Below are 24,073 nucleotides of genomic sequence, written 5' to 3'. Positions count from 1 at the left end.
AGATTGGCATCGCGCGGGTGGCGAAATTGGTAGACGCACCAGGTTTAGGTCCTGACGTTCGCAAGAACGTGCCGGTTCGAGTCCGGCCCCGCGCACCAGCCTCTGCTATGTAGACCGTTCTATCGAGCAGCGAGAAAGCCTCCGTTCCGCAGGGACCGGAGGCTTTTTTCGTGGGCTACCAGTCGTTGCTGTTGCTGCTCGAGCTGTCGCTGCTGTCGCTCGCGCTGTCCCACGAGCTCGTGTCCTTGATGCCGAAGTCCTTGTCCACGAAGCTGCGGTCGTACGAGGGTTCCGGGTCGGGATCGGACGACGACCACGGGCTGCGGCTGCTGCGGTGATGGTGGTGGTTGAAGATGTTCACCGTGGTGCCGCGCTGCTCGTCCGCGTGATCCTGGATGACCCGGCGCAGCACTTCGCCCACGACCACGGTACCGACCACCGCGCCGACCGCGAGCGCTTCCGTGAGGTTCGGGCCCTGGCTCGGCACCGGCGCGGGCGGGAACTCCCGATCGCCGTCCGTCGCGGGCGTGCCGTAGCCCATCGACGAATCGCTGAGGGGCCGCGAGAACCGGCGCGAGCGGGGCGCGGAGGGCTCCGTGGGCTCGAGAAGGTCGACGGTGCGCGTACGCCGCCGGAAGAAGACCTGCGCGACGAGGGCCAGCGCGAGGATGCCGGTCGCCGCCAGGGCAATCGGTCCCCAGGCGATCTTGCTGTCCGGCGGGAAGTAGTCGTTCGGCGAGGGCAGGCTCGAGGGCATCGCCGGCGCGGCGGGCAATGTGGCGGGCACGGGCACGGGCTCGGGCTCGGGCTGGATCTCGACCGGCGTCTCCAGCTTGCGTTCGAGCTTGGCGACCGATTCGGCCTTCGCGAACTCGAGGCCTGGCGACAGCTTCCTGGCCCGCGCCAGCGCCTCCCGTGCGTCGTCGAGCCGGTCCTGCATCGCCAGCAGCTCCGAGTGGACGAAATGGGCCTTCGCACTGCGGGGATGGCTCTTCAGCACCTTCTCGATCATGGTGTTGGCGGCGTCCATCCGGCCCTTGCTCGCCGCTTCGTAGATCTGCTGGATGGTTGGCACCTTCGCCGCCTGCGCGTCGCCGGTCTTCGCCTGGGCCGCCAGCGGAAGGGCGAACACGAGGGCGGCGGCAAGGGCCAGGCTGAAGGCGGCGAGCAATCGCTGGAGCATCGGGTTTCCTGTGGGCAATGGCGAACCGGCCGCCACTGTAAGCGCGAAACCGGGGGCCATCCGGCCTGCCGTCCGCGGCCTCCGCGCATCGACTTCGGGGCATGCCCAAGGGAGCCTGTTCCGGCCGATTAGAATCTTGGGTTGCCCGGTTTTACGCGCTGCATGCGCGTGCCTCCGCATCAATCCCGCCAGCGCGTGTAAGTCCTTGATCTGTATTGATAAAAACGATGCAGGCCCCGCGTGGCAGCCCCCTCACAAGGAAGACATCATGACCGTGACCGTTGAAACCCTCGAGAAGCTCGAACGCAAGATCACGCTGACCCTGCCGGTCGGCATCATCCAGTCCGAAGTCGATTCGCGCCTCAAGAAGCTCGCGCGCACCGTCAAGATGGACGGCTTCCGTCCCGGCAAGGTGCCGATGAACGTCGTGGCCCAGCGCTATGGCTACTCGGTGCAGTTCGAGGTCATGAACGACAAGGTCGGCGAGGCCTTCTCGCAGGCCGCCAACGAAGCCAAGCTGCGCGTGGCCGGCCAGCCCCGCATCACCGAGAAGGAAGGCGCGCCCGAAGGCGAGCTGTCCTTCGACGCCGTGTTCGAGGTGTTCCCCGAAGTCAAGATCAACGACCTGTCGGGCGCCGAAGTCGAGAAACTGTCGGCCGAAGTGGGCGACGACGCGATCGACAAGACGCTGGACATCCTGCGCAAGCAGCGCCGCACCTTCGCGCAGCGCGCGCAGGACGCCGTGGCCCAGGACGACGACCGCGTGACCGTCGACTTCGAAGGCAAGATCGACGGCGAGCCCTTCCAGGGCGGCAAGGCCGAGGACTTCCAGTTCGTGGTCGGCGAAGGCCAGATGCTCAAGGAATTCGAAGACGCCGTGCGCGGCATGAAGGCCGGCGACAGCCGCACCTTCCCGCTGTCGTTCCCGGCCGACTATCACGGCCAGGACGTGGCCGGCAAGCAGGCCGACTTCCTCGTCACGCTGAAGAAGATCGAAGCCTCGCACCTGCCCGAAGTCAACGAGCAGCTCGCCAAGTCGCTCGGCATCGCCGACGCCACGGTCGACGGTCTGCGCGCCGACATCAAGAAGAACCTCGAGCGCGAGGTCAAGTTCCGCCTGCTGGCGCGCAACAAGAACGCCGTGATGGACGCGCTGGTGGCCAACGCCGAGCTCGACCTGCCCAACGCCAGCGTGCAGTCCGAAGTCAACCGCATGATCGAAGGCGCGCGCGCCGAGCTCAAGCAGCGCGGCATCAAGGACGCCGACAAGGCCCCGATCCCCGAGGAAGTGTTCCGTCCCCAGGCCGAGCGCCGCGTGCGCCTGGGCCTGGTGGTCGCCGAGCTGGTGCGCGCCAACAACCTGCAGGCCAAGCCCGAGCAGATCAAGGCCCACATCGACGAGCTCGCCTCGAGCTACGAGAAGCCGGCCGACGTGGTGCGCTGGTACTTCAGCGACAACAACCGCCTGGCCGAAGTCGAGGCCGTGGTGATCGAGAACAACGTGACCGATTTCGTGCTCGGCAAGGCCAAGGTCGCCGAGAAGTCGGTGTCGTTCGACGAACTGATGGCGCAGCAGCAACAGGCCTGATCGCCGCCTCGGCCCGGGACGCCATGGGGCTTGTGCTTTGCGGCACGAGCCCCATTTCACTCAGGCGTACAGTTCAGATTGACGACAGCGAACGAACCCTTCTCCGGAGCAAATTCATGAGCGCACAGGAAATCCAAGGCCTCGGCATGGTCCCGATGGTCATCGAGCAATCGGGCCGTGGCGAACGGTCCTACGACATCTACTCGCGGCTCCTCAAGGAACGCATCATCTTCCTGGTGGGCGAGGTCAACGACCAGACCGCCAACCTCGTGGTGGCCCAGCTGCTGTTCCTCGAGAGCGAGAACCCCGACAAGGACATCTCGTTCTACATCAACTCCCCGGGCGGCAGCGTCACGGCCGGCATGGCGATCTACGACACCATGCAGTTCATCAAGCCCGAGGTCTCGACCCTGTGCGTGGGCTTCGCGGCCAGCATGGGCGCGTTCCTGCTCGCGGCCGGTGCCAAGGGCAAGCGCTTCTCGCTGCCCAACTCGAAGATCATGATCCACCAGGTGCTCGGCGGCGCCCGCGGCCAGGCCACCGACATCGAGATCCATGCGCGCGACATCCTGCGCACCAAGGACCAGATGAACCGCATCCTGGCCGAGCGCACCGGCCAGCCGCTGGACAAGGTCAAGTCCGATACCGAGCGCGATTACTTCCTGACGGCCGACGAGGCCAAGGACTACGGCCTGGTCGACCAGGTCATCGCCAAGCGCCCCTGAGCGGGGTTCGGCGCGCCGGCGTCGCGATGCCGGAGGCGCCAAAAAGGCAACAACGGCGTTTTCCACACGGGAAACGCCGTTTTTGTTTCGTTATCATTGTCCAAACCCGTTACGAGGCACCTGTCCATGGCCGAGAAAAAAGGCACTTCCAGCGAAAAAACGCTCTACTGCTCGTTCTGCGGCAAAAGCCAGCACGAGGTGAAGAAGCTGATCGCGGGTCCTTCGGTCTTCATCTGCGACGAGTGCATCGACCTCTGCAACGAGATCATCCGCGACGAACTGCCGGCCGGCGAGGAAGCGCGCGAGGCGCGCAACGACCTGCCGACGCCGCTCGAGATCAAGACCAACCTCGACAACTACGTGATCGGCCAGGAGCCGGCCAAGCGCATGCTGTCGGTGGCCGTCTACAACCACTACAAGCGCCTGCGCCACAAGGAAAAGGCCAAGGGCGAGGACGTGGAGCTCAGCAAGAGCAACATCCTGCTGATCGGCCCCACGGGCTCGGGCAAGACGCTCCTGGCGCAGACGCTGGCGCGCCAGCTCGACGTGCCCTTCGTGATGGCCGACGCCACCACGCTGACCGAGGCCGGCTACGTCGGCGAGGACGTCGAGAACATCATCCAGAAGCTGCTGCAGAGTTGCAACTACGAGGTCGAGCGCGCGCAGCGCGGCATCGTCTACATCGACGAGATCGACAAGATCTCGCGCAAGTCCGACAACCCCTCGATCACGCGCGACGTGTCGGGCGAGGGCGTGCAGCAGGCGCTGCTCAAGCTGATCGAAGGCACCATGGCCAGCGTGCCGCCCCAGGGCGGGCGCAAGCACCCGAACCAGGACTTCCTGCAGATCGACACGACCAACATCCTGTTCATCTGCGGCGGTGCCTTCGCGGGCCTCGAGAAGGTGATCGAGAACCGCACCGAGGCCTCGGGCATCGGTTTCGGCGCCAGCGTCAAGAGCAAGGCCCAGCGCAGCCTCACCGAGGTGTTCCGCGAGGTCGAGCCCGAGGATCTGATCAAGTTCGGCCTGATCCCCGAACTCGTGGGCCGCATGCCCGTGGTGGCCTCGCTGGCCGAGCTCAGCGAGGACGCGCTGGTGCGCATCCTCACCGAGCCCAAGAACGCCGTGGTCAAGCAGTTCACCAAGCTGCTGCAGATGGAGGGCGTGGACCTCGAGATCCGCCCCGCCGCCCTCAAGGCGATCGCGCGCAAGGCCCTGGCCCGCAAGACCGGCGCGCGCGGCCTGCGCTCGATCCTCGAGCAGTCGCTGATCGACACGATGTTCGAGCTGCCCAATGCCACCAACGTCGACAAGGTCGTGGTCGAGGAATCGACAATCGACGAGAACAAGCCCCCGCTGCTCGTGTACCGCGAGGCAGCCAAGAAGGCCTGAGTGACTCCCCCGCCGGCTCTTCCCCCCGAGATGCCCGGCGTCTTCGACAAAGACTGCGGCTGCGGGCTTGAAATGCCCGTGTCGCCGACCATCTTTGCTTGATCAATCAAAGGATATCCATGTCCGGTCATACCCCTCTGCCCGCCGACGCCATCGATCTGCCGCTGCTGCCGCTGCGCGATGTCGTCGTGTTCCCCCATATGGTGATCCCGCTGTTCGTGGGGCGCCCCAAGAGCATCAAGGCGCTCGAGCTGGCCATGGAGGCCGAGCGCCGCATCATGCTGGTGGCCCAGAAGGCCGCCGCCAAGGACGAGCCCTCGGTCGAGGACATGTTCGAGGTCGGCTGCGTCTCGACCATCCTGCAGATGCTCAAGCTGCCGGACGGCACGGTGAAGGTGCTGGTCGAAGGCCAGCAGCGCGCCCGCGTGAACCGCATCGATGACGGCGAGACCCACTTCTCGGCCAACGTGACGCCGGTGGCGGCGCCCGAGGGCGGCGAGAAGGGCACCGAGGTCGAGGCGCTGCGCCGCGCGGTGATGCAGCAGTTCGACCAGTACGTGAAGCTCAACAAGAAGATTCCGCCCGAGATCCTGACCTCGATCTCGAGCATCGACGATCCGGGCCGCCTGGCCGACACGATCGCCGCGCACCTGCCGCTCAAGCTCGACAACAAGCAGGCGGTGCTCGACCTCGACGACACCAAGGCACGGCTGGAGAACCTGTTCGGCCAGCTCGAGCGCGAGGTCGACATCCTCAACGTCGACAAGAAGATCCGTGGCCGCGTGAAGCGCCAGATGGAGAAGAACCAGCGCGACTTCTACCTCAACGAGCAGGTCAAGGCGATCCAGAAGGAGCTCGGCGAAGGCGAGGAGGGCGCGGACATCGAGGAGATCGAGAAGAAGATCAAGCTCGCCAAGATGCCCAAGGACGCGCTCAAGAAGGCCGAGGGCGAGCTCAAGAAGCTCAAGTTGATGTCGCCGATGTCGGCCGAAGCCACCGTGGTGCGCAACTACATCGACGTGCTGGTGGGTCTGCCCTGGGCCAAGCGGACCAAGATCAAGCACGACCTCGCGAATGCCGAGGCGGTGCTCAACGCCGACCACTACGGCCTCGAGAAGGTCAAGGACCGCATCCTCGAGTACCTCGCGGTGCAGCAGCGTGTCGACAAGGTCAAGGCGCCGATCCTGTGCCTCGTGGGCCCGCCGGGCGTGGGCAAGACCTCGCTCGGGCAGTCGATCGCCAAGGCGACCGGCCGCAAGTACACCCGCATGGCGCTCGGCGGCATGCGCGACGAAGCCGAGATCCGCGGCCACCGCCGCACCTACATCGGCGCGCTGCCGGGCAAGGTGCTGCAGGGGCTCAGCAAGATCGGCACGCGCAACCCGCTGTTCCTGCTCGACGAGATCGACAAGCTGGGCACCGACTTCCGCGGCGACCCGTCGAGCGCGCTGCTCGAGGTGCTCGATCCCGAGCAGAACCACACCTTCGGCGACCACTACGTGGAAGTCGACTTCGACCTGAGCGACGTCATGTTCGTCGCCACCTCGAACTCGATGAACATTCCGCCGGCGCTGCTGGACCGCATGGAAGTCATCCGCCTCTCGGGCTACACCGAGGACGAGAAGACCAACATCGCGATCAAGTACCTGCTGCCCAAGCAGCTGAAGAACAACGGCGTGAAGGAAGAGGAACTGCTCGTCACCGAGGAGGCCGTGCGCGACATCGTGCGTTACTACACGCGTGAAGCCGGCGTGCGTTCGCTCGAGCGCGAGCTCTCGAAGATCTGCCGCAAGGTGGTCAAGGGCCTGCTGCTCAAGCAGATGACGCCCAAGGTCACGGTCACCGGCGAGAACCTCAACGACTTCCTCGGCGTGCGCAAGTTCACCTTCGGCCTGGCCGAGAAGCAGAACCAGGTCGGCCAGGTGGTCGGCCTCGCCTGGACCGAGGTCGGCGGCGACCTGCTGACGATCGAGGCCGTGACCATGCCCGGCAAGGGCGTGATCAGCCGCACCGGTTCGCTGGGCGACGTGATGAAGGAATCGGTCGAGGCCGCGCGCACGGTGGTGCGCAGCCGCTCGCGCCGCCTGGGCATCAAGGACGAGGTGTTCGAGAAGCGCGACATCCACATCCACGTGCCCGACGGCGCCACGCCCAAGGACGGCCCGAGCGCGGGCGCGGCGATGACCACGGCCTTCGTGTCGGCGCTCACGGGCATCCCGGTGCGCGCCGATGTGGCGATGACCGGCGAGATCACGCTGCGCGGCGAGGTCACGGCGATCGGCGGCCTGAAGGAAAAGCTGCTGGCCGCCCTGCGCGGCGGCATCAAGACGGTGCTGATCCCCGAGGAGAACGCCAAGGACCTGCAGGACATTCCCGAGAACGTGAAGAACGGCCTCGAGATCGTGCCGGTCAAGTGGATCGACAAGGTGCTCGAGATCGCGCTCGAGAAGCTACCCACGCCGCTGTCCGACGAAGAGGTCGCGGCCTCGGCGGCGGCCGTGGCCGAGATCGCGAAGCAGCGCGAGTCGCAGGCTTCGGAAGGCTCGGTCAAGCACTGAACGACACGATCATGAAATTCGGGGGCTCGCCTTGCGAAACCCCGAAAATCTGGTCTATAATTCAAGGCTCGAAACGCGGGAATAGCTCAGTTGGTAGAGCGCAACCTTGCCAAGGTTGAGGTCGAGAGTTCGAGACTCTTTTCCCGCTCCAGTTTTGAAAAAGGGAAGCAACAGCTTCCCTTTTTTTCGCTAGTTCGATTTCGTTTTTTCTGCGTGGCGCGATAGCAAAGCGGTTATGCAACGGATTGCAAATCCGTCTAGTCCGGTTCGACTCCGGATCGCGCCTCCACACTTCTCCCGTTGAACAGCTTCGATGATCCCAGGCCCCGCCAACCGACGTTGACGGGGCTGTTTTCATTTGGGGTATCGTCGTCATTCAACCCGGGGCCCGGATGGTGAAATTGGTAGACACATCGGACTTAAAATCCGCCGCTTCCTTAATCGGGGCATACGGGTTCGACCCCCGTTCCGGGCACCACATCTAACAAGGGAGCATTCAATGCCTCGCTACAACGCTCCATTCGAAATTCATGTGCATGGCGACGTGGCCCTGCGTTCGGACGTCGGTTTCGACCAGATCCAGGAAGCGCTGAAGCCATTGTGGAAATACGCGGGCGCCAAGTCGCTCGCCGACGGCGCCGCGAGCTCCTACGAGGAAGAACCCGGCATCCGCTTCGAGCCCAAGGACCACATGCTCCAGATGTGCTGGACCGTGGCCGGCGACGAGGACTTCCGCCAGGCGCTCGACGAGATGTGCATGGCTCTGAACGAACTGTCCGAGCGCGGCGCGGCGATCGAGGTCACCTTCTACGACACCGACTTCGACGAGGAAGAGGGCGACCCCGACGAGGAGTCGCGCGACGACTTCGTGATGCTGTTCGTGGGCCCGAATCCGGCCGCGATCATGCAGGTGCAGCGCGACCTGCTGGTCGAGGACGTGGTGAACCTGATGGAGCGCCACTTCGACGGCTCCGAACTCGGCGGCGTGGTGGCCGAGATCGACCGCCTGTTCAGCGACCGCTTCGATGCCCTGGTGAATTCGCTCGAGATCGGCAAGCGCCCGCGCGGCACCGGCGGTACCGGTGGCGGCGGCAGCAGCGGCCATGGCGGCGGACGCCGCCCGCGCCACCTGCACTGAGCGCCACACGCCTGCCACGCGGCGCCACCACCATCCGCCGCATGGCAGCGCTCTTTCCTTCTTCCGCCCTCAACGCCGGCGTGCGCAAGCGCGAGGTGTTCGGCTGGGCCATGTACGACTTCGCCAACTCGGGCTACACGACCGTGGTCATCACGGCCGTGTTCGCCGCCTATTTCGTGGGCGGCATCGCCAAGGGCGCGGCCTGGGGCCCGTTCGCCTGGACCGTGGCGCTCAGCATCTCCTACGCGATCGTGATGTTCACGATGCCGGCCATCGGCGCCTGGGCCGACCTGCGCGCGGCCAAGAAGCGGCTGCTGGCGATCACCACCGTGGGTTGCGTGATCGGCACCGCGGCGCTGGCGCTCTCGCCGCGCTTTTCGGGCGCCACGGGCGTGGCGGTCGCGATGCTGCTGATCGTGGTGTCGAACACCTTCTACTCCTACGGCGAGTCGCTGACCGGCGCCTTCCTGCCCGAGCTCGCGACGCCCGAGGGCATGGGCAAGGTCAGCGGCTGGGGCTGGGCTTTCGGCTATGTCGGCGGCATGCTGGCGCTGGGCCTGTGCCTGGCCTACGTGCTGTGGTCGCAGGCCCGCGGCCTGCCGGCCTCGCACTTCGTGCCGGTGACGATGCTGATCACCGCCGCGATCTACGGCACGGCCGCCTGTGCCACCTTCGCGCTGCTGCCCGAGCGCGCCAAGCCGAGCGCGCGGGCCCTTGGCGACGCCAAGGCGCCGGGTGCCTGGCAGCAGCTGCGTTCGACCTTCCGCCAGGCGCGCGCCTACCGCGACTTCATGACCCTGCTGGCCTGCACCGTCTGCTACCAGGGTGGCGTGGCGGTGGCCATCACGCTGGCCGCGATCTATGCCGAGCAGGTGATCGGCTTCGTCGCGAGCGAGACCATGGTGCTGATCTTCGTGCTCAACATCGCGGCGGCGCTCGGTGCCTTCGGCTTCGGCTACGTGCAGGACCGCATCGGCCACAAGACCTCGCTGGCCGTCACGCTGGTGGCCTGGATCGCGGTCTGCGTGATCGCTGCGGTGGTCACGACCAAGGGCGGCTTCTGGTGGGCCGCGGCCATCGCGGGCCTCGCGATGGGTTCGAGCCAGTCGGCCGGCCGCGCGATGACCGGCTACTTCGCGCCGCCGGCCCAGATGGCCGAGTTCTTCGGCCTCTGGTCCTTCGCCACGCGGCTCGCGAGCATCGTCGGCCCGCTGGCCTACGGCGCGGTCACCTGGCTCACGGCCGGCAACCAGCGCATCGCGATCCTGTCGACCGCGGTACTGTTCGTCGCCGGCCTGTTGCTGCTGTGGCCGATCGACGTGCGGCGCGGCCGCGAGGCCGCGCTGCGAGGGCAGGGGTAATTCTCAGGAGCCGTTGAACAGGCTGTTGTTGGTGATCGGCCAACCCACGGCCGGCGCGTAGCGGATGGTCCAGTTCGCCGGGTTCTTCACGCGCGCTGCGAAGGCGGGCAGGTCCGAGCGGTCGAGCGATCCGGTGTAGATCGCGTTGGTCTGGTTCGCCGGGCTGACCGTGAACGAGAAGGCGGTGCCCGCCGTCGTGAGCGCGTCGGGGATGGTGCCGGCCGCGCCGCCGAGCGTCAGGCTCGCGAGGTAGTTGCCGACCGCGGTGATCTTGCCCGCGGTGCCCACGCCCAGTCCATCGATGGTGCCGCCCTGGAAGGCATAGACCGTCTCGGACTTGCCGATGCCGCCGGGCGAGCCGAGCGTGGTGCCCTTGTCGGCGATCGGGTTGCCCGTCACGTCGGTCTGGATGGTCACGATCGTGCCTGCGGGCAGGTTGCGGTCGGCGGTCCAGACGAAGGCCGTCTCGTTCGTGATGTCGGTGAATTCGAGCGCGCCGGCCTTGCGGTCGCGGTCGGTGAAGGTCACCTGGGTGCCGCCGTTCACGGCCTTGAGCAGCACGAAGGCGTAGGCATCGGGTGCTTCTGCATTGCCCGCCATGAACAGCAGGTCGCCGGCCACCAGCTGCGTCGGCGCGCCGGCCGTGACGAAGCTCAGTTCGGTCGCGCTGCTGATGCCCGCGTAGGCATTGCCGACCGGATCGGTGATCGCGTTGGCATCCACCGTCAGGTAGTAGCCGCTGTCGCCGGCGAGCTTGGCGCTCGGCACCAGCGTCAGCACGTTGAACGCCAGTTGCACGCGCGCGGCGGCACTCTTGGCGTTGAAGGTCTCGACCACGCTTCCGTCGGCCTTGTGCAGCACGATGTTGCCGGCGCCGAGGCGGATGGCTTCGTTGAACGAGAGCGAGATCGAGGTGTCGAGGTTCACGCCGACACGGCCGGCGGCCGGTGCGGCGACCTTGAGTTGAGGTCCGGTGGTGTCGACCCAGGGTTCGCCGAGGCGCACGACGAAGCCGTCGAACTTCTGGTCGGCCGGGTCGAGGTCCTTCGAGGCTTTGGTCTGGCCGGGCCACACGGTGTCGCCGTTGTCCAGCAGCAGCTGGACCTGCGTGCCCGCCTTCACCGGCCCCGGTACTTCGACCGTCGATTCGAAGCTGCCGCCGGTGGCCTTGCGCAATGCCTCGAGGTCGTTCGAGAGCTCGACCGGCGCGCTCGACGGATTGCCGTTCCATGCGAACAGCGCGAAGTTGCGGTCCACGTCGGGACTGGCGGCGCCCGCGGGGCCGGCCACGATCAGGTAGTTGCCGTCGGTGCCCTTGTCGATCGAGCGGATGCCGCGGCCGCCCAGTTCGAGTTCGATCGGTGCGCCGAAGGTGGCTTGCGTGGCCGTCCCTCCGACCAGCGCGGCGTAGTTCTGCACCGGCACGATCAGCGCCTTGGCGCGCGTCGAGCCGCCGGTCTGCGGCGCGCGGAAGCCCAGCCACAGCGCGCTGTCGTTCGGTGCGCTGGTCATGCCTTCAACCGAGAAGCCGTCGACCCGCTCGGGCACGACGCCGGCACCCGCCGAGACGGCGAAGCCGAAGTGGTTGGCACCGAGGCCGTGGCCGTTGGAGACGTCCCAGGCGACGAGCTGGGCTTCGAGGGCCGAGAACTGGTTGACATAGGTGAAGGTGGTGGCGGCGCCCGTGCCCGAGACCTTCACCGCGAACAGGTGCGAGCGGTCCGGCGCATCGCCGCCGTCCTTCTTGTTGCTGTTGGAGCCCGTGAGATAGAGCGTGTCGCCGATCCGCACGCCGGCTTCGAGGTCGAGTTCCTTGCCGAGCTTCGGTCCATCGGTCTCGTAGCTCCATTCCTTGACCGCGGCGCCGCCGGCGCGCGGATACACGCGCAGCACGTTGGCCTCGTCGTCGGCCACGATCATGAAGCCGTCGGGCAGCGCGAAGGCGGTGGAGGCGTCCGACGAACCTTCGGTGGCGCCAGGGTAGGCCGTGAAGGTCGCGCTCGACACGAGCTGCGGCGCCGGCGGGGGTGCAGGCGGCGGCGGCGCCGTGGCGGGCGGCGGGGGCGGCAGGAAGCCGATGAAACCGCCGTCGCTACCGCCGCCACCGCAGGCGGCCAGCATCAGCGAGAGGGCGCTGGCGAGCAGCATGGGCTTGAAGGGAATGCGGGTCGAGCGAAGCGGTGTGGGCGTTGTCATGGTGCGCGTTGGTTGTTCTGAACAAACCGCGCATGCTGGTACTTTGGAATGACATTTCCGTGAAACACCGCGGTGCTCGACGGTAAAGACGGTGTGTCAGAACGAAGACTGCCGCAGCGACTTCGGTACCTTGTAGCGTTCGCCGTCGTAGCGCAGCGTCACCGAATTGAAACGCGCGGGCAGCGCCTTCTCGATGCAGCCCTGGTCCTCGGATGCCTGCGCGCGGCTCTGCACGACGGTGCGCGACAGCATCAGGTCGGCATAGCCGTTGCTCGCGGCCTTGCCCACCGACAGCATGGTGCGCAGCTTCTCGAAATGCCCGGCGCAGGCCGAGGCATCCCATTCGCCGCTCTCGCGGTCGAGCTCGATCTCCTGCAGCACCTGGCGCAGCTTCGAGCCCTGCTGCACGTAGAGGCGCAGCGTCTCGCTCGCGGCGCTGGCGGCGCCGACGTCGCGGTAGCGCACGCGCAGGCCGAAGGCGCGGGTGTCGCTCGCGAGCACGTAGCGCGAGGTGTCGATGCGCACGTCCTGGATCAGGTTGTGGCGGTCCTCGTCGAGCGCCTCGGCCTGGAAGAGCCGGCCGATGACGGTGTCGCGCTCGGTGTTGCCGTTGTCGGGGCGCTGGATCAGCAGCACCTCGAGGTCGTAGACCTTGGCGCCGTTGTCGCTGGTCTCGCGCGGCATCGGCAGCACGACGATGCTGCGGCCCGGATAGGCGGGCCAGGGCTTGCAGGCGGCCAGCCGTTCGTCGAGCGGACGGTGCGGATGCAGCTTGGCGTGCATGCGCTCGGCCAGGCCGCTCTCGCAGGCCGCATGGCCCGCGCCGGCCGCGAGCAGGCCGGCGAGCAGGAGGGCGAGGTGGCGCAGCGGGCGCATGGAACGGGGCGGCCGTTCAGGCGGTGGTCGCCTGCGGGCGGTCGGGGAGCAGGTCGGCAGGCCGCAGTCCCAGCCAGCGCGCGGCCGCGGCCTGGAGCACCGCGGCATCGCCGCTGCTGCGCAGCGCCACCCAGCCTTCGTCGTGGGCCGCGGCATCTTCGCGCAGCAGCCCCGCCGCACCGAGCAGCCGCCGCGTCTGCAGCGCCACCGGCACGCCGGAATCGAGGAAGCGCACGGCGGAGGGTGCCAGCCGCCGCAGGCGGTCCTGCAGCAGCGGATAGTGGGTGCAGCCGAGCACCACGGTGTCGGTCTCGCCGGCGTCGCCGCCGAAGGGGCCGGCCAGCGCCATGTAGTGGGCGCAGAGCTGGTCGATGGCGAGCTCGTCGAGCCGCTCGATCGCCGCCACCAGCCCGTCGCAGGGCACCGAGCGGATGCGCTCGGGATGGACAAAGGTATGGCGCAGCGCCGCGTACTTGGCGCTCGCCAGCGTGCCGCGCGTGGCCAGCACCGAGACGTGGCCGGTGGCGCTGCCCGCCACCGCGGGCTTGATCGCGGGCTCGAGGCCGACGATCGGCAGCTCGGGGTTCTCGGCGCGCAGCACGTGGATCGCGGCCGTGGTGGCGGTGTTGCAGGCCACCACCAGCGCCTTGATGCCGTGCTCGCGCACCAGCGTCTGGACCACGCGCCGCGAATGCTCGGTCACGTAGGCGTCGCCGCGCTCGCCGTAGGGCGCATGCGCGGTGTCGGCGAAGTAGACGAAGCGCTCGCGCGGCAGCTCCGCGCGCAGCGCGCCCAGCACGCTCAGCCCGCCCACGCCGCTGTCGAACACGCCGACGGGCGAAGCGGAAGCGGACGGCTGCGGACGCGCGGCGAGGCTCAAGCGGGTTCCAGCGTGATGGTCTTGAACTCGCCGCTGGCGATGCGTTTCTGCCACTCGGCCGGGCCGGTGATGTGCGCGCTGGTGCCGCCGGCGTCGACCGCCACCGTCACCGGCATGTCGACCACGTCGAACTCGTAGATGGCTTCCATGCCCAGGTCCTCGAAGCCCACCACCTTGGCGGTCTTGATCGCCTTGCTCACGAGGTAGGCGGCGCCGCCCACGGCCATGAGGTAGGCGCTCTTGTGCTTCTTGATCGCCTCGATCGCGACCGGGCCGCGCTCGGCCTTGCCGATCATCGCGATCAGGCCGGTCTGGGCCAGCATCATCTCGGTGAAGCCGTCCATGCGCGTGGCGGTGGTCGGGCCGGCCGGGCCCACGGCCTCGCCCTTCACCGGATCGACCGGGCCCACGTAGTAGATGACGCGGTTGGTGAAGTCCACCGGCAGCTTCTCGCCCTTGGCCAGCATGTCCTGGATGCGCTTGTGCGCGGCGTCGCGGCCGGTGAGCATCTTGCCGTTGAGCAGCAGCGTGTCGCCGGGTTTCCAGCTCGCCACTTCGGCGGGCGTGAGCTTGTCGAGGTCGACGCGCTTGCTCTTCTTCTCGTCGGGTGCCCAGTCGATCTTGGGCCACAGGTCGAGCGAGGGCGCCTCGAGGTAGACCGGGCCGCTGCCGTCCATCACGAAGTGCGCATGGCGCGTGGCCGCGCAGTTCGGGATCATCGCCACCGGCTTGCTGGCCGCGTGGGTCGGGTACATCTTGATCTTGACGTCGAGCACGGTCGCGAGGCCGCCCAGGCCCTGCGCGCCGATGCCCAGGGCGTTGACCTTCTCGAACAGCTCGAGGCGCAGGGCTTCGACCTTGGTCAGCTCTTCTTTTCGCGCGGCCTTGGCCTGCAGCTCGTGCATGTCGAGGTCGTCCATCAGGCTTTCCTTGGCCAGCAGCGCGGCCTTCTCGGCCGTGCCGCCGATGCCGATGCCCAGCATGCCCGGCGGGCACCAGCCGGCGCCCATGGTCGGCACGGTCTTGAGCACCCAGTCGACCACGCTGTCGCCGGGGTTCAGCATCACCAGCTTGCTCTTGTTCTCGCTGCCGCCGCCCTTGGCGGCCACCGTCACCTCGACTTTGTCGCCGGGCACGATCTCGGTGAAGATCACCGCGGGCGTGTTGTCCTTGGTGTTCTTGCGATCGAACTGCGGATCGGCCACGACCGAGGCGCGCAGCGTGTTGTCGGGGTGGTTGTAGCCGCGGCGCACGCCTTCGTTGATGGCGTCGTCGAGGCTGCCGGTGAAACCGCCCCAGCGCACGTCCATGCCCACCTTGAGGAACACGTTGACGATGCCGGTGTCCTGGCAGATCGGGCGCTGGCCGGTCGCGCTCATCTTGCTGTTGGTGAGGATCTGCGCCATCGCGTCCTTGGCGGCGGGACTCTGCTCGCGCTCGTAGGCCTTGGCCAGGTGGGCGATGTAGTCGGCGGGGTGGTAGTAGCTGATGTACTGCAGCGCGGCGCTGATCGATTCGATCAGGTCGGCCTGCTGGATCGTGGTCGTCATGGTGGGGGGCTTTTCTTAGGGTGTGGAAACGCCCCCCGATTATCTCAGCGCCGGGTTTCGCCGGCTGGGGCGCTCACAAGGTGTGAAGAAACCGTAGCGAGCGCTCCGAGGTCGCGCCGAGGACCGGAGCCGTACTTTGTACGGTGAGGACCGCAGGTGCGAGATCGGGGCGCGCAGTAGGTTTATTCACACCTTGTCAGGCCGGCCCCGCCGCGCGCATGCCCGCCGCCAGGAACGGGATCATCTCGCGCAGCGCCTTGTCGAATTCGCGGCCGTTGCTCGCGCCGTCGGAGATCACTTCGAGCCGGCCGGTGTCGGCCAGCACGTACTGGTAGGTGCCCAGCACGAAGATGAAGCGCCAGGCGACCTGCTCCTGCGAGAGCCCGGGCAGGCTGCGCGCGAAGGCGCGCACGAAGCGCCGCGAGGAGTCGTCGTAGAGCGAGCTGCGCAGCTTGCTGCCGAAGCGCGTGCCGTCGAGCTGCAGATGGGCCTGCATGCGCAGGAAGTTGCGTCCCCGCGCACCGCTGAGCGCGAGCGCCACGGCCGGCGTCAGGAAGATCTCGATCAGGCGCTCGAGCCCGATGGGACCGCCGTCCTGCAGCGCCTCTTCGGCATCGAGCAGCCGCATGCGCTCGTCCACCAGCGGCTGGCCGCCGCGCATGTAGGTCTCGAGGAAGAGGGCGTCCTTCGACTTGAAGAAGTAATGAATCATCCCCTGGTTGACCTTGGCCAGGTCGGCCACCGCGCGCAGCGAGCAGCCCTCGAATCCGTGCTCCGCGAACAGCCGCTCGGCCGCGCGCAGGATGGCTTCGCGGCCATCGGTCTTGCGCGGCGCGCGCGGCGTCGACGGGGCCTTGGGCGCGGGCGCTTCGGCCGTGGAGGCTTTGGGAGTGGCGGGCATCGGGGATCGCGATCGCGCGGGCTGCGGGGAAGGGGATCGATGGTAACTGGCCTTGCCGAGGGCTCGATTCCGCAGTTATTATTAGTCGATCGACTAACTAATAAGACTGGCGGATGAGCCGCCGGTGGAGACCCGATGACCCTGTTCACCCTCTTGCGCGGCGCCGCCGCCGCCGTGTCCCTGGCCGTGCTCGCCGCCGCGCCGGCCTGGTCCCAGTACCCCGAGCGCAGCGTTCGCCTGGTCGTGCCTTACCCCGCGGGCGGGGGCACCGACAACATCGCCCGTCTGCTCGCGGACAAGCTCTCGCAGCGTCTGGGCCAGCCCTTCGTGGTCGACAACCGGGGCGGCGCCAACGGCAACATCGGCGCCGACGCGGTGGCCAAGGCGCGGCCCGACGGCTACACGCTGCTGCTCGCGGGCCTGGGCCCGCTGGCCGTGAACCCGGGGCTGTACGCACGCATGCCCTACGACCCGGCACGCGCGTTCGCGCCCGTCGTGCAGGTCTCGTCGGCGCCGCTGGTGCTGGTGGCGGGCCCGGGAGCCCCCGCGGGCGACCTGCGCCAGCTGATCGCCTTCGCGCGCCAGCATCCGGGCCAACTGACCCTGGCCAACGCCGGCGAGGGCTCGCCGCACCACATCTGCGCCGGGCTGTTCGCCCGCGAGGCCGGCGCCAGCGTGACCCATGTGCCGTACAAGGGCGCCGCCCCTGCCATCACCGACCTGCTGGGCGGCAGCGTGCAGGCGCTGTGCGACAACGTGGGCACCATCCGGCCCTTCATCGAGTCGCGCAAGGTGCGGCCGCTGGCCGTCTCCACCCGCGCCCGCACCAGCCTGCTGCCCGAGGTGCCCACCTTCGCCGAGGCCGGCCTGCCGGGCATCGACTTCTCCCTGTGGTTCATGCTGGTGGCGCCGGCCGGCACGCCCGCCGACGTGGTGGCGCGCCTCAATCGCGAGGCGAACGCGATCCTCGCGCAGCCCGAGGTGGCCGCGAAGTTCCGCGAGTTCGCCAACGAGCCCGTGGGCGGCACGGTGCAGGCGGCCGCCGCTCACCTGAGGACCGAAACGCAGCGCTGGCCCGGACTGGTGAAGTCCATCGGCCTGGCGCAGCAGTGAGGCGGGGGCATCCATGCAGTTGATCGACCTGTCCGTCGCCATCGAGAACGACCTGCCGGTGGACCGCCCGGGCAACGGGCCGCGCATCCGCTACCAGCACCACCGCGAGACCTTCGCGGCCCTGGCCGGGCCCTTCGCCGGCCTGCGGCCCGAGGACCTGCCCGATGGCGAGGCCTGGGCGGTGGAGCGCATCGACCTGTCCACCCACAACGGCACCCACATGGACGCGCCGTGGCACTACGCCTCGACCATGGACGGCGGCCGGCCCGCCGCCACCATCGACGAGGTGCCGCTGGACTGGTGCCATCGCCCCGGCGTGAAGCTGGACCTGCGCCACCTGCCGCACGGCCACGTCGCCACGGCCGAGGACCTGGCCACGGAACTGCAGCGCATCGGCCACGTGCTGCAGCCGCTGGACATCGTGCTGGTGAACACGGCCGCCGCCGCGCGCTACGGCCAAGCCGACTACCTCGACAGCGGCTGCGGCCTGGGCCGCGAGGCCACGCTCTGGCTGACGCAGCAGGGCGTGCGCGTGGTGGGCACCGACGCCTGGTCCTGGGACGCCCCTTTCTCGCACACCGCCCGGCGCTACGCCGCCACCGGAGACGCCTCCCTGATCTGGGAGGGGCACAAGGCCGGCCGCACCACGGGCTACTACCAGATGGAAAAACTGACCAACCTCGACCTCCTGCCCGCCAGCGGCTTCCATGTCATCTGCTTCCCCGTGAAGATCCACAAGGCCTCGGCCGGCTGGGTGCGGGCCGTGGCGGTGCTGCCATGAGCGGCGTACCGGACCACGCCTTGCTCGGGACCTGGTATCTGCGCGAGGCCTACGCCGTGGACCCGAGGGGCGAACGTCTTTTCGACGTCTATGGCGCCCGGCCCTCGGGCGTCATCCACTACGGCGCCGATGGCCGGATGACGGCGCTCATCACGCACGATGGCCGCGCGCGTCTTTCGGGCTCGGACCGGCAGGATGCCACCGACGCCGAGAGCGCAGCGGCGTACCGCTCGTCGATCGGCTATGCCGGGCGCTACGTCCGCGAGGGCGACTGGATCGTGCACCACGTCGATATCTCGACCTATCCGAACTGGGTCGGGACCCGCCTGCGCCGCGAGGTGCGGCTGGCCGGCGACACGGTCGAGCTGCGCACCGCGCCGCAGCCGCAGGCGGGTGTCGAGACCGTCCTGAAGCTGGTCTGGCAGCGCGCCCCCGTGGGGCTGGATGCCATGCCCGAACCCCTTCGAACACCCACCCCATCGGCCACGCCATGACCAAGCCTTCCCGAAAAGTCATCATCACCTGCGCCGTGACCGGCGCCATCCACACGCCGACCATGTCGGACGCGCTGCCCTACCGACCCGAGGACATCGCCCGCCAGGCCATCGAGGCGGCCGAGGCCGGCGCCGCGGTGCTGCACCTGCATGCGCGGCATCCGGAGACGGGCGCGGTCTCGATCGAGCCGGAACGCTTCCAGGCCTTCCTGCCCGCCATCCGTGCAGCCACCGGCGCGGTGGTCAACCTGTCGACCGGCGGCAGCCTCAACCACACGGTGGCCGAACGCATCGCGCCGGCGCTGCGCTTCTCGCCGGAGATGTGTTCGCTCAACATGGGGAGCATGAACTTCTCCATGCATCCGCTCGCGCAGCGCTACAAGCAATGGAAGTTCGACTGGGAGGAGTCCTACCTGCGCGAGTCCGACGGCTACATCTTCCGCAACACCTTCCGCGACATCGGCATGGCGGCCCGTGCGCTGGAAACGCACGGCATCAAGTTCGAGCACGAGTGCTACGACGTGGGCCAGCTCTACAACCTGAAGTTCTGCATGGACAGCGGCCTGTTCGAGGCCCCGGTCTTCATCCAGTTCGTGCTCGGCATCCTCGGCGGCATCGGCGCGGACCTCGAGAACCTGGTCTTCATGAAGCGCACCGCCGACAAGCTCTTCGGCACCGGCTATCAATGGTCGGTGCTGGGCGCGGGCGCGAGCCAGATGCAGCTGGCCGTGGCCGCCGCGACGCTGGGCGGCCATGTGCGGGTGGGCCTGGAGGATTCGCTGCAGATCGCGCGCGGCGAGCTGGCGACGTCGAACGCGCAGCAGGTGGCGAAGGTGCGCCGCCTGCTGGAGGAACTGGGCCACGAGATCGCCACGCCCGACGAGGCGCGCGCCATGCTGGCGCTCAAGGGCGCCGACCGGGTCGCCTTCTGATCCCGGCCGCGCGGCCGACGGCTACTGCGCCGCGGCGCGCGCCTGCGCGATCCAGCCGTCGAACAGCGATTGGTGCGCGCGAATCCAGCCGTCGGCATGCCGCTCCACGTCCTGCTGGCTGTTCGCGCCTTCGCTCATGCGCAGGTTCTGCGCGTTGATGTCGCCGATCGGCACGTTCATGACCTCGAACAGCTTCGCCGCGGCTGGGTTCTTCTCGGCGAACTCGCGGTTGGCGACGATGCGTTCCTGGTTGGCGAGGAAGCCGTAGTTCTTGCCGTTGGGCTGGCCCGTGTCCACGTTCTCGCCACCCTGCGAGGCCGAGAACGGCACCTGCAGCCACACCACGTCGGCGCCCGGGCGCAGCACGGCGCTGACCCAGTAGGGCGTCCAGGTGTAGTAGAGGATCGGCTTGTCCTGCTTGAAGCGCGCGATGGTGTCGGCCATCAGCGCGGCATAGCTGCCCTGGCGGTGCGTGACGGTGTCGCGCAGGCCGTAGGCGCCCAGGTGGTTCTCGATCGCGAGCTCGCAGCCCCAGCCGGGGTTGCAGCCCGTGAGGTCGGCCTTGCCGTCGCCGTCGGTGTCGAACAGCTTCGCGATCGCCGGCTCCTTGAGCTGCGCGATGTTGGTGATGTGGTACTGCTCGGCGGTCTTGCGGTCGATCAGGTAGCCCTGCACCGCGCCGTCGGCGTACACGCCCTGGCGCCACAGCTTCGCGTCGCCGCCGCTGTTCTTGTAGAAGTCGGCGTGCAGCAGGCTCCAGTGGTTGGCCATGAAGGTGGCGTCGCCGTTGGCGATCGCCAGGTGCTCGGTCGCGGGCTCCAGGTCCTTCATCGGCTCGACCGTGTAGCCGAGCTTCTCGAGCGCGCGCATCACGAGCAGGGTCTGGAAGGCCTCTTCGGCCAGCGAACTCTTGAGCGGCTTGACGACGATGCCCTGGCCGGGCAGGTCGGTGGCGGCGTGCGCCGGCAGGGTGAAGGTCGTCGCGGCCGCGAAGGCCAGGGCCAGCAGCCCGAGGCCGCGCGCGAATGGATGCATCGATGTCTTCATGCGTCGTGTTCCTCCGGTGCTTCAGCGGGTCTGGGTCGAAAGGGCCGGCACGGCTTCTTCCGTGCCGCGCGATGCGGACGGCGCCACCGCGCGCTGCAGCGTGCGCAGCGCCAGGCCCACGGGTCCGCCATGCCACCAGCGCTGGCCGCCGCGGCGCGGCCGGCCCATGGCCTGCGTCAGCCGGTCGAGCGAGATCGCGAGCAGCACGATGCCCAGGCCGCCGACGGTGGCCAGGCCCATGTCGAGCCGGCCGATGCCGCGCAGCACCATCTGGCCCAGGCCGCCCACGGCGATCATCGAGGCGATCACCACCATCGACAGCGACAGCATCAGCGCCTGGTTGATGCCGGCCATGATCGAGGGCATGGCCAGCGGCAGCTTCACCTTCACCAGCATCTGCCAGGGCGAGGCGCCGTAGGCGCGCGCGGCCTCGATCAGGTCGGGACGCACCTGGCGCAGCCCCAGGTTGGTCAGGCGCACCAGCGGCGCCAGCGCGAACACGATGGTCACGATCACGCCCGGCACGTTGCCGATGCCGAACAGCATCACCACCGGCACCAGGTAGACGAAGGCCGGCGTGGTCTGCATCGCGTCGAGCACCGGGCGCATCACGCGCTGGGCCCGGTCGCTGCTGGCCAGCAGCACGCCCAGCGGCAGGCCGATGACCATGCAGAAGACCAGCGAGGTCAGCACCAGCGACAGCGTGACCATGGCCTCGGGCCAGATGCCCAGCATCGCGACCAGCAGCAGCGCGACGGTGCTGCCGATGGCCAGCGCGCGGCCCGCGAACTGCCAGGCCAGGAGGCCGATCAGCGCGATCATCGCGAGCGTCGGCAACCCGGTCAGCAGGCTCTGCACCGAGTTCAGGGTGCTGTCGATCGGCAGCCGCACGGTCTGGAAGAAGGGGCGGAAGTGCTCGACCACCCAGCCCAGGCCCTGGTTGATCCAGGACTCGACCGGCAGCGAGCCGTCCCAGAGGCGGTGCAACTGGAAGCCGGCGGCATCGGCCTGGCCGGCGAGCTGGTGCGCGGCGTCTTGCGGCACGGGCGCGTCGAGCCAGGCGCTGGTGGCCGCGGGATCGGGCGCGGCCGACAGGGCCTCCCACGGGTCGAGCGCGACGGGCGCCGGCGCGGGCTGTTGCGCCAGCGCGGCGGCGGCATCGTTGGCGGTGGCGAGGTCGGAGGGCAGGGTGGTGTCGTTCATCTTCTCGGCGGTTCCTTCGAAATCGGGTTCAGGCCAGGACATGGGCAGGGGCGGCGCTCGCGGCGGGCGCGGGCGGCAGCGCGGGATCGATCGGCGGCGTGTCGCGATCGAGGAACTTCAGCAGCGTGGTCTTGCTGATCGCGCCGCAGAAGCGGCCGTCGGCCGCCACCACCGGCACCGCGCAGGGCGCCTGGCCCACCTGGCCGATCAGTCCGGCCACGGGCGCGTCGGCCTCGATCGTGCCGAGGTCGGCGAGGAACGCATGGCGCAGGCCCAGCGGTCCGGAATGGCCGTCGAGCGCCGCGCGCAGCGTGTCGGCCGAGACCGTGCCGAGGTAGCGCCGGTCGGGGCTGGTCACGTAGGCGAAGTCGCGGTCCTGGTCCTCGAGCAGCTTGAGCGCCGCGCGGGCGCCGCGCTCGGGGTGCTCGCAGACCACGGTCAGCGGCTTGCGCGCGATGTCGGCGGCCTTGAACACGGCCGCCGCGTCCACGCCGCGCACGAAGCTGCGCACGTAGTCGTTGGCCGGGCAGCGCAGGATCTCGTCGGGCGTGCCGACCTGGATCACCTGGCCGTCCTTCATGATCGCGATGCGGTCGCCGATGCGCATCGCCTCGTCGAGGTCGTGCGAGATGAAGACGATGGTGCGGCGCTGCTGCTGTTGCAGCCTCAGCAGCTCGGACTGCATCTCGGTGCGGATGATCGGGTCGAGCGCCGAGAAGGCCTCGTCCATCAGCAGGATCGAGGGATCGGAGGCCAGCGCGCGCGCCAGGCCCACGCGCTGCTGCATGCCGCCCGAGAGCTCGTCGGGATAGCTGTCGCCCCAGCCGGCCAGCCCCACCTGCGCGAGCGCGAGGTCGGCCTGCGCCAGGCGCTCCTTCTTGCCGGTGCCCGACAGCTCGAGCCCGAAGGCCGTGTTCTCGCGCACCGTCATGTGCGGCATCAGCGCGAAGGACTGGAACACCATGCTGATGTCCTTGCGGCGCAGCGCGCGCAGCCTGGCGTCGGAGTGTTCGTTGATGTCGGCGCCGTCGATCACGATGCGGCCCGCGGTCGGCTCGATCAGCCGGTTCAGCAGCCGCACCAGCGTCGACTTGCCCGAGCCCGACAGGCCCATGATCACGAAGATCTCGCCGGCCTGGATCTCGAAGGTGGCGTCGAACACGCCGATCGACTGGCCGGTCTTCGCGAGGATCTCCTTCTTCGACAGACCTTGGCGCACCAGCGCCAGCGCGTCCTCGGGCGCGTCGCCGAAGACCTTGAAGACGTGGTCGATGAGAATTCCTTTGGCCATATGCCGGGGCTCCTTGTGCGAAGGTTGGACAGGCGCCGCCGTGCGAAGGCGCAGGGCGGCGAGCCGCGTCATCGGCCGGCGGGCTGGCTGGGCGGGAGCGCATGCGAAGTGCGCGTGCATCGGCCTGGCGAACCCGAGGGCTGCCGGCAGGCACTGAAGACGACATGCGACGAACCAGTGCCCGCCGGACGCTTCATGCGCAGGACGACGGGCCTGGTCGAGGGGCGCCGCCTGGAAAAGCGTGACGTGGCAGTGGGGCCGGAACGATCCGGCCGGTTGGCCGGGCAGGGCCCGGCGAAGAACCCGGCACCGCGACGGGATTCGGAGATCCGCGAGTAGTGCTGGGTGGTTTTTCTTCCTCGGCGTTCAGCCGGTCATCATGACTGGCGAAGCGTCGGAAGCCGTCGATTATAACTTTTCGGTATGAAGCGGGTCAAGCCGGAATGCCCGTCGCGGTGTCGGACGAGGGCTCGTCAGCCTTCGTGCGCGAAGTCCTCGTACTCCCAGGCGAAATAGCGTTGCAGCGCCGCGCTCGACGCCTCCCAGGTGTCGCGCGTGCATTTCTCGAGGATGTCCTCGATCGCGAGCCGGAGTTGTTCGTGGTCGAACTTCTCGATCACCAGCACGCGGTGCCCGGCGATCAGGAAGCCCTTGGCCCGGCGACGCAGCGCCTCGGGTGTCGCGACCTTCACGTAGAACAGATTGCTGCCCGCTTCGCCGTCGCTCATGGCGATGTCGAGGTCGACCGCGGTGTAGGTGTCCTCGAGCGTGCGCGGGCGCCATTGGTCGAGCGGGTCGGTCATCGTCGACGACATTTCTCGCAGGACGAGTCGGTGCTTGTTGGCTTTTCGCATGTCTGTTCCC

Annotated in this window: 20 protein-coding genes and 4 tRNA genes; 14 read left to right on the top strand and 10 right to left on the bottom strand. The window is 68.3% G+C overall.

What is annotated here, in order from left to right; genetic code table 11:
- The first annotated feature begins 11 nt into the window (after window positions 1-11).
- Window positions 12-98 (top strand) — tRNA-Leu (locus tag R0232_RS20020).
- 77 nt (window positions 99-175) lie between these two features.
- On the opposite strand, the gene R0232_RS20015 is transcribed toward R0232_RS20020, so the two are convergent.
- Window positions 176-1,183 (bottom strand): tetratricopeptide repeat protein, encoded by a 1,008-nt coding sequence (locus tag R0232_RS20015; protein WP_431509174.1) that lies wholly within the window; start codon window positions 1,181-1,183, stop codon window positions 176-178.
- A gap of 268 nt (window positions 1,184-1,451) precedes the next feature.
- Between R0232_RS20015 and tig the strand changes: the two genes are divergently transcribed.
- The 9 genes from tig (at window position 1,452) to R0232_RS19970 (ending at window position 9,945) form a co-directional block, all read left to right on the top strand.
- The gene (gene tig / locus R0232_RS20010; protein WP_093344226.1) at window positions 1,452-2,771 is read left to right on the top strand and encodes a trigger factor; all 1,320 of its coding nucleotides are present in this window, start codon (window positions 1,452-1,454) and stop codon (window positions 2,769-2,771) included.
- Between the two features lie 116 nt (window positions 2,772-2,887).
- Window positions 2,888-3,496, top strand: a complete 609-nt coding sequence (gene clpP / locus R0232_RS20005) for an ATP-dependent Clp endopeptidase proteolytic subunit ClpP (RefSeq protein ID WP_093344225.1) — start codon at window positions 2,888-2,890, stop codon at window positions 3,494-3,496.
- A 126-nt stretch (window positions 3,497-3,622) separates the two neighbouring features.
- Window positions 3,623-4,888 carry an ATP-dependent Clp protease ATP-binding subunit ClpX gene (gene clpX / locus R0232_RS20000; RefSeq protein WP_093344223.1) on the top strand — a complete coding sequence of 422 codons (1,266 nt, stop codon included), beginning with the start codon at window positions 3,623-3,625 and terminating at the stop codon, window positions 4,886-4,888.
- 119 nt (window positions 4,889-5,007) lie between these two features.
- A complete protein-coding gene (gene lon, locus R0232_RS19995; protein ID WP_093344222.1) occupies window positions 5,008-7,446 on the top strand; it encodes an endopeptidase La in 2,439 nt (812 codons plus the stop codon).
- Window positions 7,447-7,521: 75 nt separating this feature from the next.
- Window positions 7,522-7,597 (top strand) — tRNA-Gly (locus R0232_RS19990).
- Window positions 7,598-7,661: 64 nt separating this feature from the next.
- Window positions 7,662-7,735: transfer RNA gene (locus R0232_RS19985), tRNA-Cys, on the top strand.
- A 97-nt stretch (window positions 7,736-7,832) separates the two neighbouring features.
- Window positions 7,833-7,924 (top strand) — tRNA-Leu (locus R0232_RS19980).
- A 21-nt stretch (window positions 7,925-7,945) separates the two neighbouring features.
- On the top strand, window positions 7,946-8,584 hold the full coding sequence (locus tag R0232_RS19975) for a DUF6806 family protein (protein ID WP_093344220.1): 639 nt from the start codon (window positions 7,946-7,948) through the stop codon (window positions 8,582-8,584).
- Window positions 8,585-8,625: 41 nt separating this feature from the next.
- A complete protein-coding gene (locus tag R0232_RS19970) occupies window positions 8,626-9,945 on the top strand; it encodes an MFS transporter (protein WP_431509173.1) in 1,320 nt (439 codons plus the stop codon).
- 3 nt (window positions 9,946-9,948) lie between these two features.
- Here the strand turns inward: R0232_RS19970 and R0232_RS19965 are convergent, their stop codons facing one another.
- The 5 genes from R0232_RS19965 to R0232_RS19945 form a co-directional block, all read right to left on the bottom strand.
- The gene (locus R0232_RS19965; protein ID WP_431509172.1) at window positions 9,949-12,141 is read right to left on the bottom strand and encodes an Ig-like domain-containing protein; all 2,193 of its coding nucleotides are present in this window, start codon (window positions 12,139-12,141) and stop codon (window positions 9,949-9,951) included.
- A 96-nt stretch (window positions 12,142-12,237) separates the two neighbouring features.
- Complete coding sequence (locus R0232_RS19960; protein WP_431509171.1) at window positions 12,238-13,017, bottom strand: hypothetical protein; 780 nt, start codon at window positions 13,015-13,017, stop codon at window positions 12,238-12,240.
- Between the two features lie 16 nt (window positions 13,018-13,033).
- Entirely contained in the window at window positions 13,034-13,897 is an 864-nt protein-coding gene (murI, locus tag R0232_RS19955; protein ID WP_431509170.1) for a glutamate racemase, read from the bottom strand.
- Complete coding sequence (locus R0232_RS19950) at window positions 13,894-15,447, bottom strand: fumarate hydratase (protein WP_209545105.1); 1,554 nt, start codon at window positions 15,445-15,447, stop codon at window positions 13,894-13,896. The genes murI and R0232_RS19950 overlap by 4 nt, the downstream gene beginning before the upstream one ends.
- Window positions 15,448-15,643: 196 nt before the next feature.
- Window positions 15,644-16,348: a TetR/AcrR family transcriptional regulator gene (locus tag R0232_RS19945; RefSeq protein WP_431509169.1), complete on the bottom strand. Its 705-nt coding sequence runs from the start codon at window positions 16,346-16,348 to the stop codon at window positions 15,644-15,646.
- A 135-nt stretch (window positions 16,349-16,483) separates the two neighbouring features.
- On the opposite strand from R0232_RS19945, the gene R0232_RS19940 reads away from it, so the two are divergent.
- The 4 genes from R0232_RS19940 to R0232_RS19925 are packed head-to-tail and all read left to right on the top strand — an operon-like array spanning window position 16,484 to window position 19,668.
- Window positions 16,484-17,461 (top strand): Bug family tripartite tricarboxylate transporter substrate binding protein, encoded by a 978-nt coding sequence (locus tag R0232_RS19940; RefSeq protein WP_431509168.1) that lies wholly within the window; start codon window positions 16,484-16,486, stop codon window positions 17,459-17,461.
- Between the two features lie 13 nt (window positions 17,462-17,474).
- Window positions 17,475-18,242: a cyclase family protein gene (locus tag R0232_RS19935; protein ID WP_431509167.1), complete on the top strand. Its 768-nt coding sequence runs from the start codon at window positions 17,475-17,477 to the stop codon at window positions 18,240-18,242.
- Window positions 18,239-18,736: a lipocalin-like domain-containing protein gene (locus R0232_RS19930; RefSeq protein WP_431509166.1), complete on the top strand. Its 498-nt coding sequence runs from the start codon at window positions 18,239-18,241 to the stop codon at window positions 18,734-18,736. The genes R0232_RS19935 and R0232_RS19930 overlap by 4 nt, the downstream gene beginning before the upstream one ends.
- Complete coding sequence (locus R0232_RS19925) at window positions 18,733-19,668, top strand: 3-keto-5-aminohexanoate cleavage protein (RefSeq protein WP_431509165.1); 936 nt, start codon at window positions 18,733-18,735, stop codon at window positions 19,666-19,668. Before R0232_RS19930 ends, R0232_RS19925 begins: the two co-directional genes overlap by 4 nt.
- A gap of 21 nt (window positions 19,669-19,689) precedes the next feature.
- Here the strand turns inward: R0232_RS19925 and proX are convergent, their stop codons facing one another.
- From proX to R0232_RS19905, 4 genes are all read right to left on the bottom strand, one after another.
- On the bottom strand, window positions 19,690-20,715 hold the full coding sequence (gene proX, locus R0232_RS19920; RefSeq protein WP_431509164.1) for a glycine betaine/L-proline ABC transporter substrate-binding protein ProX: 1,026 nt from the start codon (window positions 20,713-20,715) through the stop codon (window positions 19,690-19,692).
- A gap of 21 nt (window positions 20,716-20,736) precedes the next feature.
- A complete protein-coding gene (gene proW / locus R0232_RS19915) occupies window positions 20,737-21,918 on the bottom strand; it encodes a glycine betaine/L-proline ABC transporter permease ProW (RefSeq protein ID WP_431509163.1) in 1,182 nt (393 codons plus the stop codon).
- Between the two features lie 28 nt (window positions 21,919-21,946).
- Window positions 21,947-23,209, bottom strand: coding sequence for a glycine betaine/L-proline ABC transporter ATP-binding protein ProV (proV, locus tag R0232_RS19910; RefSeq protein ID WP_208511360.1), 1,263 nt, complete (start codon window positions 23,207-23,209; stop codon window positions 21,947-21,949).
- 473 nt (window positions 23,210-23,682) lie between these two features.
- Window positions 23,683-24,024, bottom strand: a complete 342-nt coding sequence (locus tag R0232_RS19905) for an Imm8 family immunity protein (RefSeq protein WP_431512911.1) — start codon at window positions 24,022-24,024, stop codon at window positions 23,683-23,685.
- Window positions 24,025-24,073 lie beyond the last annotated feature (49 nt).

The sequence above is a fragment of the Variovorax sp. DAIF25 genome (assembly GCF_050711835.1).
In the GTDB taxonomy this organism is placed as follows: Bacteria; Pseudomonadota; Gammaproteobacteria; order Burkholderiales; family Burkholderiaceae_C; genus Variovorax.
This window is presented reverse-complemented; position numbering and strand designations above follow the sequence as displayed.